This window comes from Nitrincola sp., from assembly GCF_048264025.1.
GTDB lineage: Bacteria > Pseudomonadota > Gammaproteobacteria > Pseudomonadales > Balneatricaceae > Nitrincola.
In genome coordinates this window covers 104,355-120,170 of sequence record NZ_JBLXDN010000003.1, presented here as the reverse complement: position 1 = coordinate 120,170, position 15,816 = coordinate 104,355, and the positions used below count along the sequence as shown (strand labels likewise).

Sequence of the window (15,816 nt, the reverse complement as noted above, 5' to 3'; positions counted from 1 at the left end):
ATGGATGATTGGCAGGTATTGTCTGTCCCTAGGATATAACAACTGCCTAATGCTAATCCAGCCGCTTGACCTTCTCAGGAAATATCCACCACAGTGCTATGGCCACGGCCAGCAAACTAATCAGCGCTGCCGCCAGAAAAGTGCCCTGACCACCCCACGCATCCCAGAAAACACCGGATAGCATTGCCCCTGAGGCTCCACCCGCCCCAAAACCGGCACTGGCAAACAACGCCTGCCCTCGCCCCTGCGTTGCAGGACTGAAATAATGATAGACCAGCGCGATACCAACCGCATGCAAACTACCAAAACTAGCAGCATGCAGCAGTTGCGCGAACAACAGCAATACAAGCTGATCAGGGTAAAGTGCAATCAATAACCAGCGTAGCGAACAGAGCAACAAGCTTAACAGCATAATGTGCCGCAGGGTAAAGCGTTGAAAAAGCCGCGGTATCAACATGAACAGCAAAACCTCGGCAATCACCCCCACAGCCCATAGCTGACCAATTCGGCTACGACTGTATCCCAGATCCTGCAACATAACACTATAGAAGGTGTAGTAAGGGCCATGACTGAACTGCACCAGGAAAAAAATCAGCAAGAACACCAACACCTGAGGTGTTTTGACAATATTCCACAAACTACGTTGATCCTGTTGACGGGCGGATTGCTCCAGCGGCGCCGGAATCAGCAAAGTATTGAACCAGATAAGCATCATCAGCAGCAGTGCGACCAACGGTAACCAGCGAATACTCACCAGATCCAGTAATGCTCCCGTGCCAACAACCGCCATAATGAAACCGACAGATCCCCACAAACGTATCTGACTGTAACGATCACGAGATTCGCCAAGATGCTGCAATGTCAGCACTTCAAATTGTGGCAGCACAGCATTCCAGAAAAAACTAAACGACAACATGACCACACCAATACCCAAAGCAGAGGTCTGCCAGAAAATAGCGATGAAAATCACCCAGGTTAAAAATGCTCCATAACGCACTACACGGATTCGCTGACCGGTTTTATCAGCGATCCAGCCCCAAATATTCGGTGCGACAACGCGGGAAAGATGCAACATGGCCATCAGCAGCCCAATAGTCTGAGCAGTCAGCCCAAAGGATTGCAGATAGAGACTCCAGTAGGGTACCAGCGTACCCAGCAGCGCAAAATAAAACAGGTAAAACCCGGACAGCCGGGCATAGGGAAATGACTTGCTCATGCATGTTTTCCCGAGCAATGTGAGCTAACACCCTTAATAATTGATAACATAAAAAACATTAAAAAATATTAAACCATACAAAACAATATCTTAACAAACAAAAAACTAAATTTATTCCTCACATTCTATTATCTTTAACCCGAGGCAACTTGCAGTTTGGGCGCTGATTTGCCACGCTAAAATAGCAACTCTCTAAGATGAGGATAATACAGCACTTCTGAGCGTGATCGGAGATCACACCAAAAAAAGCAAAAGAGGAACAAATGATGACCCTGAAAAAAATACTGAGTACCGCTGTTGCGGGTGTATTAATGACCGGCATGGTGGGTTTCAGTACCGCAGCTGAAGCCGCCAACTGGCGCTATGCTCACGAAGAGTTCGAAGGTGATGTGCAGGATGTCTTTGCATACAAGTTCAAGGAATATATAGAAGAGAATTCCGATAATACCGTTCAGGTTTTCCGTTTTGGTGAACTGGGTGAATCGGATGACATCATGGAACAGACTCAGATGGGCATACTGCAGTTCGTCAATCAGTCTCCTGGGTTCACTGGCTCTTTGATCCCTGAAGCACAAATCTTCTTTATCCCTTACCTCTTGCCTGTCAATGATGAAGATATTGTCGACTTCTTCCGTACCAGCACAGCAATTAACGAGATGTTCCCTGAACTCTATGCAGAGCAGGGCCTGGAATTGCTGAAGATGTATCCGGAAGGTGAAATGGTGATCACCGCTGACACCCCCGTCCGCACACCTGAAGACTTCCGCGGCAAGAATATCCGCACCATGACCAACCCACTGTTGTCCGAGACTTATCGTGCTTTCGGTGCAACACCGACGCCACTGCCTTGGGGTGAAGTCTATGGTGGCCTGCAAACCAACATTATCCAGGGTCAGGAAAACCCGATTTTCTGGATCCAGTCCGGTGGACTGTATGAAGTGTCTCCTAACCTGATCTTTACCGGTCATGGTCAGTTCACTACAGCGCTGATGGCCAACCAGGACTTCTTCAATGGTTTATCTGCTGATGATCAACAACTGGTCCGCGATGCCTCTGAGCATGCCTTTGATTACATCACTGAATACGTACCAGGCCTGAGTGAGGAGATGCTGGAGAAAATTCTGGAAGCGAGCTCTGATGTTACGGTAACCCGTCTGACAGATGAAGAGCGCCAGGCCTTTATCGACACAGCCCCTCGTGTTGAAGAACGCTTCATCGAAATGACCGGTGAGCGCGGACAGGCACTACTGGAGCAATTCAAAGCGGATCTTGAGACTTATACAGCTCAATAATCCGACTTCATGTGAATTGGAGCAGAGGGAGTTACTCATCCCTCTGCTCCCTTTATCTCAGGCAGCCAGCCTGATCACGGCAAGAGGATACCCACATGAAGGAAGACCTTCCTGATAGCCACACCTCCGGCCTACCCGGCTTTCTTGGTGTTATCGATTCAGGCATCAGTCGTGTAGAAGCTATTATTCTGGCGGTTGGTGTATTGTTGATGGCACTGAACACGGTTGCCAATGTTGTCGGACGCGTTGTAATTGGCGAAAGCCTGTTTTTTTCCGAAGAAGTAAACCGTATTCTGATTGTAATGATTACCTTTGCCGGTATCGGCTATGCCGCCCGGCACGGTCGACATATTCGCATGTCTGCTCTTTATGATGCTCTGCCTACCTCGGCCCGACGAATCCTGATGATTATCATCTCCTTTGTAACATCCGCCGTCATGTTCTTTCTGTGTTACTACTCTGTTACCTACATCGAAAGCATCTACAGCACCGGACGGGTATTACCCACCATGGGCATCCCCCTCTACCTGATGTATGTATGGGTACCCGTTGGCTTTACCATCACCGGGATCCAATACTTCCTGACCGGTATTAAGAATATTTTTTCTCGTGATGTCTACCTGTCCACGCATGTCGTCGATGGCTATGAAGAGACTGAAACTGAAGTATAAACAGCATACAGAAGGATAAGGTTATGATTACTTATATGCTGGCAACAATGATCATTCTGTTGCTGTTGGGCTTCCCGATGATGATCCCGCTGATTATGGCGGCTCTGGTCGGTTTTTATATGACGTTTGATGGCTTCGGCCAGATGAACATCATGATTCAACAGATGATGGGAGGGATTCGTCCTACCGCATTAATTGCTGTGCCTATGTTTATTCTTGCCGCTGATATCATGACCCGAGGGCAATCAGCAAATCGACTAATCAACATGGTCATGGCCTTTATTGGGCATATCAAAGGGGGTCTTGCCGTCAGTACAGCCGCCTCCTGCACTCTATTTGGAGCCGTTTCAGGCTCAACACAGGCAACGGTAGTTGCGGTGGGCTCTCCTTTGCGTCCAAAGCTGCTTAAGGCCGGTTATAAGGACTCCTTTACCCTGGCTCTGATCATCAACTCCAGTGATATCGCCTTTTTGATTCCCCCGAGTATCGGCATGATCATTTATGGGGTTATTTCCGGCACCTCAATCGGCGAGCTGTTTATCGCCGGTGTTGGGCCCGGTCTGCTGATTCTGGCCATGTTTTCGGCTTACTGTATCGCTTACGCTTATATACACAAGGTACCAACTGAACCCAAATGCACCTGGAAAGAACGCTTGATATCTATCCAGGAAGCTCTGTGGCCGCTAGGCTTTCCGGTCATCATCGTCGGCGGTATCTATGGTGGTATTTTCAGTCCGACCGAGGCGGCAGCAGCCTGCGTGCTCTATGCCGTAGTGCTTGAATTTATTGTATTCAGATCATTGAAAGCAATGGACATCTACAAGATTGCCAAATCCACTGGCCTGATTACGGCTGTGGTGTTCATTCTGGTGGCTGTAGGCAACGGTTTTTCCTGGATCATCTCCTTTGCGCAAATTCCTCAGGCCATCCTGGGCGGCCTAGGCATTAATGAAGCCGGTCCGATTGGCGTGCTCTTCGCCATCGCCATCGCCTTCTTTATTGCCTGCATGTTCGTTGACCCGATTGTGGTCATCCTGGTGCTGACACCAATCTTTGCACCCGCCATAGCTTCAACTGGCCTTGACCCGGTACTGGTCGGTGTACTGATCACACTGATGGTGGCCATAGGCTCAGCCACACCGCCGTTTGGTTGTGACATATTCACCGCCATCGCCATTTTCAAGCGACCTTACTGGGAGGTTATTCGTGGCACTCCACCCTTTATATTCATGTTGGTATTGGCATCGATACTGATTATTTACTTTCCGCAGATTGCTCTCTTCCTGCGCGATCTTGCCTTTAGATAACCAAGGAGGCCATTGTGTTTGAGAGAATACTGGTAGCCGTAGATGGCTCAGAAGGTGCGCTGAATGCACTGGATAAAGCTGTCGAAATACAGAAAATCACCGATGCAGAAATCTATCTGCTGTGTGTATACAAACACCACAGTCTGTTTGAGGCATCCCTGTCAATGGTTCGACCAGACCAGGTACAAATTCCAGATGAAGCATTGAAGGAGTTTGCTACCGAGGTGGCGAATCATGCCAAGCAGCACGCCAAGGATAAGGGTGCCACCAAAGTGCGGGCGTTCGTCAAAGGCGGACGCCCATCAAAAACCATTGTCAAATTCGCCAAAGAAAAAGGTGTTGACCTGATCGTGGTTGGAACACGCGGCACTAATGGGGATATAGAAGGCTATCTGATGGGCAGTGTGTCTGAACGGGTCGCCAGCCGGGCCAAGTGCCCAACGCTGGTAGTATAGCCCCGTTCAGGCTTGCCTGAGGGTTAACCTCAGGCGCTTCTGGCCAGAAGGTTCGCTGGAGCATCAGCCAGTGAACCTTTTTTTTTATCCCAGTGAACCAGGCTAGGCTCGGTACTCGCTGGGGTAAACAGATGGCCCACATCCGGCACGGCATAGCACAGATCCCCACGCATGGGCTGCCAGCTGTTGTATTGCGCATGGCTGATGCCCACTTCCCAAGGTTCAGGACTACTCCAGCCATCCGCTTGCAACTCTACCCGCACTTCCGCACCAATAAGGCTAACCGCATTCACCTTGAGTGGCAAATGGGCATGAGAAGCCGGCTCAGTCTGCAGACGTACCTCATGAGGACGCAGATAAAACTGCGCTTCAGGTAGATCAGCTACCGCTGTTGGCAGGTCAATCCAGGCCGCACCCTGCTGCATACGTGCGGACTTGATACGTCCTTCCAGTATATTAATGTGCCCCAAAAAACCCAGCACAAAGCGACTATCCGGCTGAGCATAAAGCTGTTGTGGTGAATCCACCTGCTCAATACGACCAGCACTCATCACGACCACTTTGTCAGACAGCTCCAGCGCTTCCTCCTGATCGTGGGTAACAAACACACTGGTGAAATGCAGCTCGTCATGCAGGTTGCGCAACCAGCGACGCAGGTCCTTGCGTACCTTTGCATCCAAGGCACCAAACGGCTCATCCAATAACAGCACCTGAGGTTGCATAGCCAGCGCTCTGGCCAGTGCCACGCGCTGTTTCTGTCCACCCGACAACTGCGCCGGATAACGCGATGCGAGATGCCCCAGTTGCACCATTTCCAGCAGATCAGCTACACGCTTGTTGATCTCAACTGCACCAGGACGACGCGCTTTAGGCATCACTTCCAGACCAAACGCAATATTCTGAGCCACCGTCATATGACGAAACAGCGCATAGTGTTGAAACACAAAACCAACGCGACGATCACGCACATGCACACGGGTTACGTCATCGCCATGAAAATAGATATTACCGCTATCGGCGGTTTCCAGACCCGCTATAATCCGTAACAAGGTCGTTTTGCCCGAGCCTGAGGGCCCTAGCAAACCGATTAATTCACCATCTGGAATCTCCAGAGACAGGGGTTCCAACGCCTGAAATTTACCAAAGCGCTTGCTGATATTATCAACCCGGATACTCATGCTTCCACCTCACTCAGCAATGCTCTCTGACGCACTTGACGCCACTCAACAAAGGATTTTATAACCAGGGTCAACAGGGCAATACCGGCTAACAGAGACGCACTGGTAAACGCACCCACGGCGTTATAATCCTGGTACAACAGTTCTACATGCAGGGGAAGTGTATTGGTTTCCCCACGAATATTGCCGGACACCACAGACACGGCGCCAAACTCACCTACAGCACGTGCGTTGGTCAACACCACACCGTAAATCAATGCCCATTGGATATTTGGCAAGGTCACACGACGAAACAACTGCCAACCGGATGCACCCAGTGTCACACCCGCCTCTTCTTCTTCACGACCCTGTTGCTGCATCAGTGGAATCAGCTCTCTGGCAACAAAAGGACAGGTCACAAACACGGTGACCATCAGAATTCCCGGCCAGGAAAACATTAGCTGAATGTCTTTATCCATCAACCAGCTACCCAACCAGCCATTGGAACCGTACAACAGCAGGTACAGCAAACCTGCGACCACCGGTGATACCGCAAACGGAATATCGATCAGCGTGATCAGCAGCTTGCGCCCCGGGAAATCAAACCGAGTCACTAACCAGGCCAGAAACACCCCGAATACCAGATTGATCGGTACGGTCAATGCAGCAACAAACAGAGTTAAGCCAATGGCTCTCAGGGTATAATAGTCAGTCAGGTTGGCAACATAGGTTTCTAAACCGCCGGAAAATGCCTGAGCAAAAATAGCCACCAGCGGAATCACCAGTAACAAAGCCACTAAACTAAGTGCCAGCAGGATCAACGACCATTTGACCCAGGGGTGATCACCGACTCGCAAATGTGTTGCTGTACGCATATAGCTATCGCCCGTGTATACGGCGCAGATAGTGCGCCTGCCAGATATTAATCATAAACAACAGGATTAATGACGCCAGCAACACCACAGACGCTATCGCGCTGGCCGCCGCATAATCAAACTCCTGCAGACGAATAAAGATCATCAAACTGGTAATTTCGCTGACATAAGGCATGTTTCCGGCGATAAAGATCACCGCCCCAAACTCACCCAGGCTACGTGTAAACGACAGCGCAATACCTGTCATTAAAGCGGGCCAAAGCGTTGGAAACACCACCCGACGAAACACCGTTAAATCAGAGCCACCAATGGTAATACCTGCCTCTTCATCCTCTGGAGCCAGATCTTCCAGCACAGGCTGAACCGTGCGCACCACAAATGGCAAGCTGGTAAACGACATGGCGACTATGATACCCAGCGGGGTATAAGCTACTTTGATACCCGCTTCAGCCAGAATCGAGCCATACCAGCCATTTTCAGCAAACAAGGCTGATAAGGTGATACCGGCAACAGCAGTAGGTAATGCGAAAGGAAGATCCATTAACGCATCAACGATTCGCTTGCCCGGAAATTCATAACGCACCAGTACCCAGGCCAACAGCAGACCGACAACACCATTAAACAATGAGGCAATGGATGCCGCCCAAAGAGTTACCTTGTAAGACGCCACGACCCGTGGATCACTAATCACGGCCCAGTACTCTTGCCAGGACATACCCGCCGTTTGCACCAGTAGTCCGGTAATGGGTAACAGCAATACCAAACTGATAAACAGTAATGAAATACCCATACTCAGCGCGAACCCCGGTAAGATGCGCTTACCGGGAGTCAAAGAGATAAAAGGTGTAGTGGCCGTAGACATCGTCCGTTAGTCCTTAGTCAACTCAGCGACGCTGTAACTGATCCAGTTTGCCACCATTGGCAAAATGTTCTGTCATGGCATTTTCCCAACTACCGGCAATTTGCTCGATGGTCAGCAATTCCAGTTCAGGAAAACTATCAGCAAACTCAGCCTGAACAACTTCATTGTGCACCCGATAGTTAAAGCCAGCTAACAAGCGCTGTGAGTCTTCAGAGTAGAGTTCTTCCAGGTAGGCACGTGCCAACTCGGTATTACCATTACGCTCAGCATGTTGCTCAACCACGGCTACTGGAAACTCAGCCATAAAGCTGACTTTAGGCACGATTACTTCAAATTCCTGCTCTGGATATTCCGCCAGAATGTTATTCACTTCAGATTCGAAGGTCAGCAATGCATCGCCCAGGCCCCGCTCAACAAAAGTAGTGGTTGCTCCACGGCCACCGGTATCAAATACCGCCACACGGCTGAGAAAGGTTTTTACAAATTCATCGATTTTGGCCTGATCATCGCCAAACTCCTGCTGTGCATAACCATAAGCCGCCAAGTAGGTATAGCGACCGTTACCAGAGGTTTTGGGATTCGGGAATACCGTGCTGACATCCTCACGCGCAAGATCATCCCAATTACTAATACCCTTGGGATTACCTTTACGTACTAAATACGCCATGGTTGAGTAATAAGGAGAGCTGGCATTCGGTAACTGACTGCGCCAATCAGCCGGTAGCAGGTTGCCACGCTCATGCAGAATATCGACATCTGTGACCTGATTAAACGTCACAACATCGGCACGCAGCCCCTGAATAATGGCCTGCGCCTGACGTGAAGAACCACCATGCGATTGACGAATTTCAATGGTGTTTCCAGTTTTAGCTTCCCAGTATTGAGCAAAGTGCTCGTTATAACTGGTAAACAACTCCCGGGCAATATCGTAAGAAGAGTTCAGCAATGAATCATCAGTTGCTTGAACCTGACCTGCAGCCAGGCCAAGGGCCAAGGCTGCAGCAAGAGTCTTTACGTTTTTTACCAGCTTCATATCATCTCCACCTATTCTACAAACGCATAAAAAGCATTTATCTATGGGAGAAGAGATTATATTAAGACAATGGTTATAACAATGATTTTATTTATAATATTTAGATATAAGGAATTACACCTTGTATCTATCTGCCCAGACAACCTTAACGAGGCTGTAGAATAGCACTGGTGATATCAATCACATCCAGTATTGTACCCTGGCCCTGCACTACCCGAACGATCTTATCTCCCAGCAGCAGCAACTCGGTTTCCTCCTGTTGAGGTTGTAGCTGGCGGCTGTAATCATTAGGCAAACGCAACCCCTGCCGATAAATATCTACGGGCATCACTTCGCCTCTGGCGAGCTTTTTCTGCCAGCCTGGAGGTAAACTGCCGCCACGATCAAGTTTCTGCTGCAACCCAGGTGGCAAAGTACGCTGGTTATAGGCCTGACGCGTATCAGGTGCTGATAGGCCGAAATACTCTTCCAGCACCCGGATTACCAACCCTTCTGTCTCATTGGATGTCAAGGCCGGTAGCATGGCCTCATTATCATTACCACGATTTTGTGAGCCCCGTGAATTGGACTCGCGTGACGACTGCTCCCTCGCCTCACCTGACCGGCCACGCTCCTGCCCTGCCGGTGTAAAATCCGGTGGTGAAGCCCATACAGGCAGAGCCACACCTGCCAAAAGCAGTATCAGTAATTTTTTCATCCTAGACCTCCAAGCCGAATTATCACTTGAGTATAGTGAGGACGACTGAAGGTAAGCTGAATCGATAAGCCTTAGCTGTGCGCTTTGACTCGCGCCCACTCGGGAGGGCGATGATAACGTCCCACGACTGAACACAGCGTCAGAAATGCCAGTAATGAATATATCAGGCTGGTCATATCCACCACCATTACGGCCAGCAGCAACACCAGTGCATCACCAGCCAGCGTTGTTTTGCTAGCATGGATACCCAGGCGTCGCTCCAGATAAAGCGCAAGAATATTCAGACCACCAAGTGACGCATTATGACGAAACAAAAGAATCAGACCAAAGCCGACCAGCATCCCGCCCAGAAGCGCAGAGAACAGCGGATCTATATCAATATGAATAAATAGTCGCATCAGCTCGGAAAGCCCGGCAAGCATGGAGATACTGAAAAACGTTCTGATAGTGAAGTCTTTACCCAGAACATTCCAGGCAAGTAGATAAAATGGCAGGTTGAGCAAGAAAAACAACTGACCAAAGGAAAGCGGTGTCAGCTGCGTAAGGATCATGCCGATCCCAGCCGTACCACTGATAAGCAGATTGGCAGCATTCAGCAGATGTACGCCCAGTGCAACGAGCAAACAGCCCTCAAACAAGGAGAGCCAGCGGTGAGTGGTACTCATGATACAACCTCTTTTGTGTACTGACTTGTGGTCAATAACGGTTCAAGTACCCGGCTTCTTGTGAAAGCCCTGAGTACAGATTCTTAGGGTAGTAAGAATCAAGCACGAATCATACCAGAGACACTAAATTTGAAAAGATTTTATTTTCATAGGGTTAGAGTTTTAAACTATCCAAGAAGTGCACCAAATACAGGCGAAGCGCACTAAAAACTCGCAGCACCAGGGGTCAACAGAGATTGCATATAGGCTGGCAAGGCAAAAGCCGCCCGATGTAATGCCGGTGTATAGTAACGGCAGGTCAGACCCGCACGCTGATAACGCTCAACCAGAACAGTTTCCTCTACCCAGCGTTTAGCGACATCGTCACAGCCCCAGGCCAGTGCCATGTTACCGCCGACATAAGTAGGTACAGACACAGTATAAAAGCTCTGATCGGTAAAATAAGGTCCCAGGCGCTGACGGGTTGTCAGCAGTTCGTCTGGTTGCATAAATACAACGCCGTTCTGAGCCACAAAAATGCCACCGGGTTTCAGCAAGCGCTTGCAGCCGGCATAGAACTCACTGGAAAACAACACCTCACCAGGGCCCACCGGATCAGTGCAGTCGGAAATAATTACATCAAAAGGCGCTGGTGTAGCGGCATTAACATAAGCCACACCATCGGCAATGACTATTTCGGCACGTGGATCATCAAACGCTCCCGCTGAATGCCCAGGCAAGTATTGACGACATAGATCTATCACTGCTTGGTCTATCTCAACCTGCACCACCTGCTCAACCTGCGGATGTTTGAGTACTTCGCGCAAAATACCGCCATCACCGCCACCGATAATCAATACCCGCGCGGTCTGTCCATGCGCGAGCACAGGAACATGCACCATCATTTCATGATAGATGAACTCATCACGCTCGGTGGTCTGCACTATGCCGTCAAGGGCCATTACCCGACCAAAAAAACGATTTTGAAAAATAATCAGGTGTTGATGCTCAGTCTGCTGTTCAAACAAACACGCATCAATACTTAAGGTCTGGCCATAGCCATCACTTAGGGTTTCAGTAAAGGATTTCATGGGGTAACGGTGGTATCCAATGGCATGCGGCCACGAATAAACTCTTTGACGTCCACTTGAATCGGGGTAAAGAAACGCTCTAGCACCGGTAGAGTCTTAGCTGGCTCAGCATCACCACACATAAACACATCAAAAGCCGCAAATTGCCGCTCAGGCCAGGTATGTACACTGATATGCGACTCAGCCAGCACTGCCACACCGGAAATTCCGCCATTAGGCGTGAAGTGATGCAGATGAATGTGCAACAGTGTTGCCCCCGCCGCTTCGACAGCTTCCCTCAAAGCTTCTTCCATATGATCCAGGCTATCAAGTTGCTGCGCACCAAACAGATCAATGATCAGGTGGTTACCGGCAAACTCATAATCATCACGACGAATAAAAAAGTCTTTACGATCACGACTGGTTACAGCCGAACCTACAGGCCAGCTACGCTGCTGCGACAGCGTGTTGAAATACTTCTGTGTGTCATTAATGTCTTTAATGCTCATAGGCCTACTTTAGTGTCAACAGACTCGTTCTAACATCGGCATTCTGACCACGATGCCGCAGCAAGTGATCCAGCAGGGTAATTGCCATCATAGCTTCGGCAATCGGCGTTGCCCGAATACCAACACAGGGATCATGCCGCCCTTTGGTAACCACCTCAACGGCTTCACCACGGTTATTGATGCTACGTCCAGGCAAACGCATACTGGATGTTGGCTTCAAGGCAATATGGGCAACAATATCCTGCCCAGTCGAGATGCCTCCAAGGATACCACCTGCGTGGTTAGAGAGAAAACCTTCTGGAGTCATTTCATCCCGATGCTCAGTACCCTTTTGATTAACAACGGAAAATCCATCACCTATTTCAACACCTTTAACCGCATTGATACTCATCAGCGCATGCGCCAATTCCGCATCCAGACGGTCAAAGACCGGTTCGCCAAGCCCTACAGGCACACCCGACGCTACAACCGAAATTTTAGCACCGACAGAGTTACCCTCCTTGCGCAGGGCATCCATATACTCAGCCATGGCTTCGGCAGCCTCCGCGTCGGGTGAGAAAAATGGATTGTTGTTCACTTCATCCCAACTGAAACGCGCCGGATCAATACACACCGGCCCTAGTTGAGACAGGTAGCCTCTGATCGTGACGCCAAGCTGTGCCAATACCTGCTTGGCAATCGAGCCAGCCGCAACGCGCATAGCGGTTTCACGTGCAGACGAGCGACCACCACCACGGTAGTCACGAAAGCCGTATTTATGATCATAGACATAATCCGCATGAGCCGGACGATAGCTATCTTTTATATCGGAATAATCTTTGGAGCGCTGATCGGTATTTTCAATCAACAACCCAATAGGCGTACCCGTGGTTCGCCCTTCAAACACACCAGAAAGTATACGCACCTGATCCGCCTCTCGGCGCTGCGTGGTATGGCGAGACGTCCCAGGCTTACGGCGATCCAGATCCAGCTGCAGATCAGCTTCCGTCAGCGGAATACCCGGCGGACAACCATCTACAATGGCAGCCAGAGCGGGTCCATGGCTTTCGCCACAGCTAGTCAGAGTAAAAAGCTTTCCGATGGTATTACCGGACATGTTGTATATCCTGTTGTCATAAACCAAGTTAAACGCTTTGCATTCACATGCAAGCAGCCGACAATCTTAATGGATTAAGAGGAAGGCTAACAGCGCTACTGCAAAAAATTGATGACCACAACAGAGTTTAGCAGCCGCTTTCTGTGATCGCTGTTAACTAAACAGTCACTTGACTAGTTTGGCATCGAGCAACAACTGACGCATATTTTTCGCCGCTTGTTCACTACCCGTATCGCGCTGCCATTCAATGTATTTAGAGCAAAACGCAGCGACTTCAGCCACACCGGTTAAGGCTTTTAAATCATCGGCCGCTTGCACGCCGAAGCCGACTGCTAAGGGTAGATCGGTGAAGCGTCGAATGCGCTCAATATAAGCTTTGAAACTGTCGCCCCATTGCGTTTGTTTGCCGGTAACGCCCATGCGTGAAACTACATACAGCATACCGCGTGCAGACGCAGCAATACGCTCAAGGCGTTCATCTGACGTGTTCGGTGTCACCATTAAGATGGGTGCTATACCAAGCTCATCGAGCAAAGGAATATACGGCTCAAACTGCTCGACCGGCATATCGGGAATGATCAAGCCTTTGATGCCAGCGGCGGCCGCATCGGTAAATAGCTGCTCGAGTCCATAGCGATACAATGGATTCAGGTAACTCATCAGCACAAAGCTGGTGTTTGGATGCTTGGCCGATACAGTTTTAGCCAAGGCCAGCGTTGCCCTTACTGACCCCCCTTGTTGTAGCGCTGCATAACAGGCGTTTACCAGGGTGTGGCCATCGGCTACCGGGTCACTGAATGGCACTTGCAGCTCGATAAGGTTAACCCCCGCCGCTACCAGGCCATCAATCGCTTGTTCATTTTCGGTTAAATTTGGAAACCCCACCACTGCGTGAGACATAACTTGTAAAGGGTCGTGTTGTTTTGGAAACATTATTTGTTCTCTTGTGTGGCCGCAAATAAGGCTTTGGCACGATCTGATTCGCGTTGCAGGAACTCAGACCATTCGGGTTGCGGAAAGGCGCGCGCTATATTGAAGATATCTTTATCGCCCCGACCACTCAGGTTAATGACCAGATGCTGATCTGGGCGCATGGTTTTGGCACGCTTGAACCCACCGGCTAAACCATGCGATGACTCCAAGGCAGGAATAATACCCTCGGTTTTCATTAACAGACTAAATGCTTCGGTGACTTCGGTATCGGTCGCGCTTTCAGGTGTCACTCGTCCCGTTTGGGACAGATGTGCCAAAATGGGAGAAACACCTACGTAATCAAGACCGGCGGCAATAGAGTGGGTATCGCCCAGTTGACCATCTTCATTTTGCAGAAACAGCGTTTTGTACCCCTGAGCAATACCCGGCTCGGCCGTATTCGGCAACAGACGAATCGAGTGTTCTCCCGCTTTAAAGCCAACACCACCCGCCTCTACTCCCACCAGAGCCACGTCCAGGTCGTCTATAAAGGCAGCAAATGCGCCCAGGGCGTTAGAACCACCACCCACACAGGCGACCACTTCATCCGGTAATCGACCTATTTGCGCCAGCGCCTGTTGTTTGATTTCTTGCGAGATCACGCTCTGAAAATAGCACACCAACTCTGGAAAAGGCGCAGGACCACAAGCGGTGCCTAACACATAATGCGTGGTCTCTACTGAGGCCGCCCAGTCACGCAACGCTTCGTCGAGTGCTTCTTTCAAGGTGCGCGCACCAGTTTCAACACCCACGACTTCGGCACCCAGCTGGCGCATCCAGAAGACATTGGAGTATTGGCGCTCGATATCATCAGCGCCCATATAAATCGTCGCTTGCAAGCCTAAACGAGCCGCCATGATGGCCGTTGCCAAGCCATGCTGTCCGGCTCCTGTTTCGGCAATCACACGCTTTTTGCCCATGCGCTGAACCAAAATACCCTGACCCAGCACATTGTTAACCTTGTGGGCGCCGGAATGGTTTAAGTCTTCCCGCTTCAACCAGATTTGGGCACCACCGAGCTCTTTGGATAATCGACGCAAGGGTGTTAATGGCGTTGGCCGCCCGCTGAATTCTTGAGTGAGGGTTAAATATTCTTGCCAAAAGTTGGGATCATCGCGCAACTCGTTGAACATAGTTTCCAGCTCAACCAAAGCTGGCAATAGAATTTCGGGCACATAGCGGCCACCAAATTCACCAAAATAGCCATTCTCACTGCGTATCATCGTAGACTCATCAAGGAATTAGGGGGATTGTTAGTAGTCAGCTAGCCAATAAAAAACTAAACTGTTAAGTAAATTTGCACATCGTACCGGGTGATTGCAAGCAAAATTTATAATCACTGTGCATCAAACTAATCTGATCCAATAGTCTGAATGATTTAATGACCCAAACACCATGACAGAGTTTACCCCACCGACTGATGATCAAGAGGACCTGGATTTCGCCAAGTTAATGAAGGGGGTTACACCTCTGGAAAAAACACGCGCAGATCTGGGGCCCAAAACCACTCACAGTGATGTATCTGTAGCTTACCGGCGGTTGATGGCAGCGCGTGAGCCTGAGCAGTTTATCGATGGTCTGTCAGCCGAGGCCTCTGAATTGGTCGAATCAGAAGATGATCTGCTGTTCGCCATACCCGGAGTTCAGATAGGTCGGCTGAAACGCTTGCGTCAAGGTCATATACCCTGGGAACAGGGACTGGACTTGCATGGCTTTACTGTTGATCAGGCACGCGACGAAGTCAGCCGTTTTATCCGTGATGCCGCCAGGGACAATGCGCGCTGTGTGCTAATTGTGCATGGCAAGGCGTTTACCCAACCTGGCCAGCCCGCGACACTGAAATCCTGTGTCAATGACTGGCTGCGGCAGATGCCCAATGTAGTGGCATTTTGTTCAGCTCAGCCTAAAGAAGGCGGTACCGGCGCTGTGTATGTCCTGCTGAAGGCACGACCAGTCTGAT

At 49.9% G+C, this 15,816-nt stretch carries 17 protein-coding genes; 5 read left to right on the top strand and 12 right to left on the bottom strand.

What is annotated here, in order from left to right; genetic code table 11:
• Positions 1–52: 52 nt before the first annotated feature.
• Positions 53–1,216, bottom strand: a complete 1,164-nt coding sequence (locus ACN0R1_RS04040) for an MFS transporter (RefSeq protein WP_417580184.1) — start codon at positions 1,214–1,216, stop codon at positions 53–55.
• A gap of 266 nt (positions 1,217–1,482) precedes the next feature.
• On the opposite strand from ACN0R1_RS04040, the gene dctP reads away from it, so the two are divergent.
• From dctP to ACN0R1_RS04020, 4 genes are all read left to right on the top strand, one after another.
• Positions 1,483–2,508, top strand: coding sequence for a TRAP transporter substrate-binding protein DctP (gene dctP, locus ACN0R1_RS04035; RefSeq protein WP_417580182.1), 1,026 nt, complete (start codon positions 1,483–1,485; stop codon positions 2,506–2,508).
• Positions 2,509–2,603: 95 nt separating this feature from the next.
• The gene (locus tag ACN0R1_RS04030) at positions 2,604–3,179 is read left to right on the top strand and encodes a TRAP transporter small permease (protein ID WP_417580180.1); all 576 of its coding nucleotides are present in this window, start codon (positions 2,604–2,606) and stop codon (positions 3,177–3,179) included.
• A gap of 23 nt (positions 3,180–3,202) precedes the next feature.
• Positions 3,203–4,486, top strand: a complete 1,284-nt coding sequence (locus ACN0R1_RS04025) for a TRAP transporter large permease (RefSeq protein WP_417580178.1) — start codon at positions 3,203–3,205, stop codon at positions 4,484–4,486.
• A gap of 14 nt (positions 4,487–4,500) precedes the next feature.
• Positions 4,501–4,941 carry a universal stress protein gene (locus ACN0R1_RS04020; RefSeq protein ID WP_151055987.1) on the top strand — a complete coding sequence of 147 codons (441 nt, stop codon included), beginning with the start codon at positions 4,501–4,503 and terminating at the stop codon, positions 4,939–4,941.
• A gap of 29 nt (positions 4,942–4,970) precedes the next feature.
• On the opposite strand, the gene ACN0R1_RS04015 is transcribed toward ACN0R1_RS04020, so the two are convergent.
• The 11 genes from ACN0R1_RS04015 to trpB all read right to left on the bottom strand — a co-directional run bounded on the left by ACN0R1_RS04015 (position 4,971) and on the right by trpB (position 15,079).
• Positions 4,971–6,119, bottom strand: coding sequence for a sulfate/molybdate ABC transporter ATP-binding protein (locus tag ACN0R1_RS04015; RefSeq protein WP_417580176.1), 1,149 nt, complete (start codon positions 6,117–6,119; stop codon positions 4,971–4,973).
• Positions 6,116–6,973: a sulfate ABC transporter permease subunit CysW gene (cysW, locus tag ACN0R1_RS04010; RefSeq protein ID WP_417580174.1), complete on the bottom strand. Its 858-nt coding sequence runs from the start codon at positions 6,971–6,973 to the stop codon at positions 6,116–6,118. The genes ACN0R1_RS04015 and cysW overlap by 4 nt, the downstream gene beginning before the upstream one ends.
• A 4-nt stretch (positions 6,974–6,977) precedes the next feature.
• Complete coding sequence (gene cysT, locus ACN0R1_RS04005; protein ID WP_417580172.1) at positions 6,978–7,835, bottom strand: sulfate/thiosulfate ABC transporter permease CysT; 858 nt, start codon at positions 7,833–7,835, stop codon at positions 6,978–6,980.
• A 22-nt stretch (positions 7,836–7,857) separates the two neighbouring features.
• Entirely contained in the window at positions 7,858–8,868 is a 1,011-nt protein-coding gene (gene cysP, locus ACN0R1_RS04000; RefSeq protein WP_417580170.1) for a thiosulfate ABC transporter substrate-binding protein CysP, read from the bottom strand.
• A gap of 145 nt (positions 8,869–9,013) precedes the next feature.
• Positions 9,014–9,565 carry a hypothetical protein gene (locus tag ACN0R1_RS03995; protein ID WP_417580168.1) on the bottom strand — a complete coding sequence of 184 codons (552 nt, stop codon included), beginning with the start codon at positions 9,563–9,565 and terminating at the stop codon, positions 9,014–9,016.
• 71 nt (positions 9,566–9,636) lie between these two features.
• On the bottom strand, positions 9,637–10,230 hold the full coding sequence (locus ACN0R1_RS03990; protein WP_417580166.1) for a YitT family protein: 594 nt from the start codon (positions 10,228–10,230) through the stop codon (positions 9,637–9,639).
• A 203-nt stretch (positions 10,231–10,433) separates the two neighbouring features.
• On the bottom strand, positions 10,434–11,300 hold the full coding sequence (gene speE / locus ACN0R1_RS03985) for a polyamine aminopropyltransferase (RefSeq protein ID WP_417580164.1): 867 nt from the start codon (positions 11,298–11,300) through the stop codon (positions 10,434–10,436).
• Positions 11,297–11,788, bottom strand: a complete 492-nt coding sequence (gene speD, locus ACN0R1_RS03980; protein ID WP_417580162.1) for an adenosylmethionine decarboxylase — start codon at positions 11,786–11,788, stop codon at positions 11,297–11,299. The genes speE and speD overlap by 4 nt, the downstream gene beginning before the upstream one ends.
• Positions 11,789–11,792: 4 nt before the next feature.
• Positions 11,793–12,884 carry a chorismate synthase gene (gene aroC / locus ACN0R1_RS03975; RefSeq protein WP_417580160.1) on the bottom strand — a complete coding sequence of 364 codons (1,092 nt, stop codon included), beginning with the start codon at positions 12,882–12,884 and terminating at the stop codon, positions 11,793–11,795.
• A gap of 165 nt (positions 12,885–13,049) precedes the next feature.
• Positions 13,050–13,817: a tryptophan synthase subunit alpha gene (trpA, locus tag ACN0R1_RS03970; protein WP_417580158.1), complete on the bottom strand. Its 768-nt coding sequence runs from the start codon at positions 13,815–13,817 to the stop codon at positions 13,050–13,052.
• The gene (gene trpB, locus ACN0R1_RS03965) at positions 13,817–15,079 is read right to left on the bottom strand and encodes a tryptophan synthase subunit beta (RefSeq protein WP_417580156.1); all 1,263 of its coding nucleotides are present in this window, start codon (positions 15,077–15,079) and stop codon (positions 13,817–13,819) included. The genes trpA and trpB overlap by 1 nt, the downstream gene beginning before the upstream one ends.
• A gap of 172 nt (positions 15,080–15,251) precedes the next feature.
• Here trpB and ACN0R1_RS03960 point away from each other — a divergent pair, with 172 nt between their 5' ends.
• A complete protein-coding gene (locus tag ACN0R1_RS03960; RefSeq protein ID WP_417580154.1) occupies positions 15,252–15,815 on the top strand; it encodes a Smr/MutS family protein in 564 nt (187 codons plus the stop codon).
• Position 15,816 lies beyond the last annotated feature (1 nt).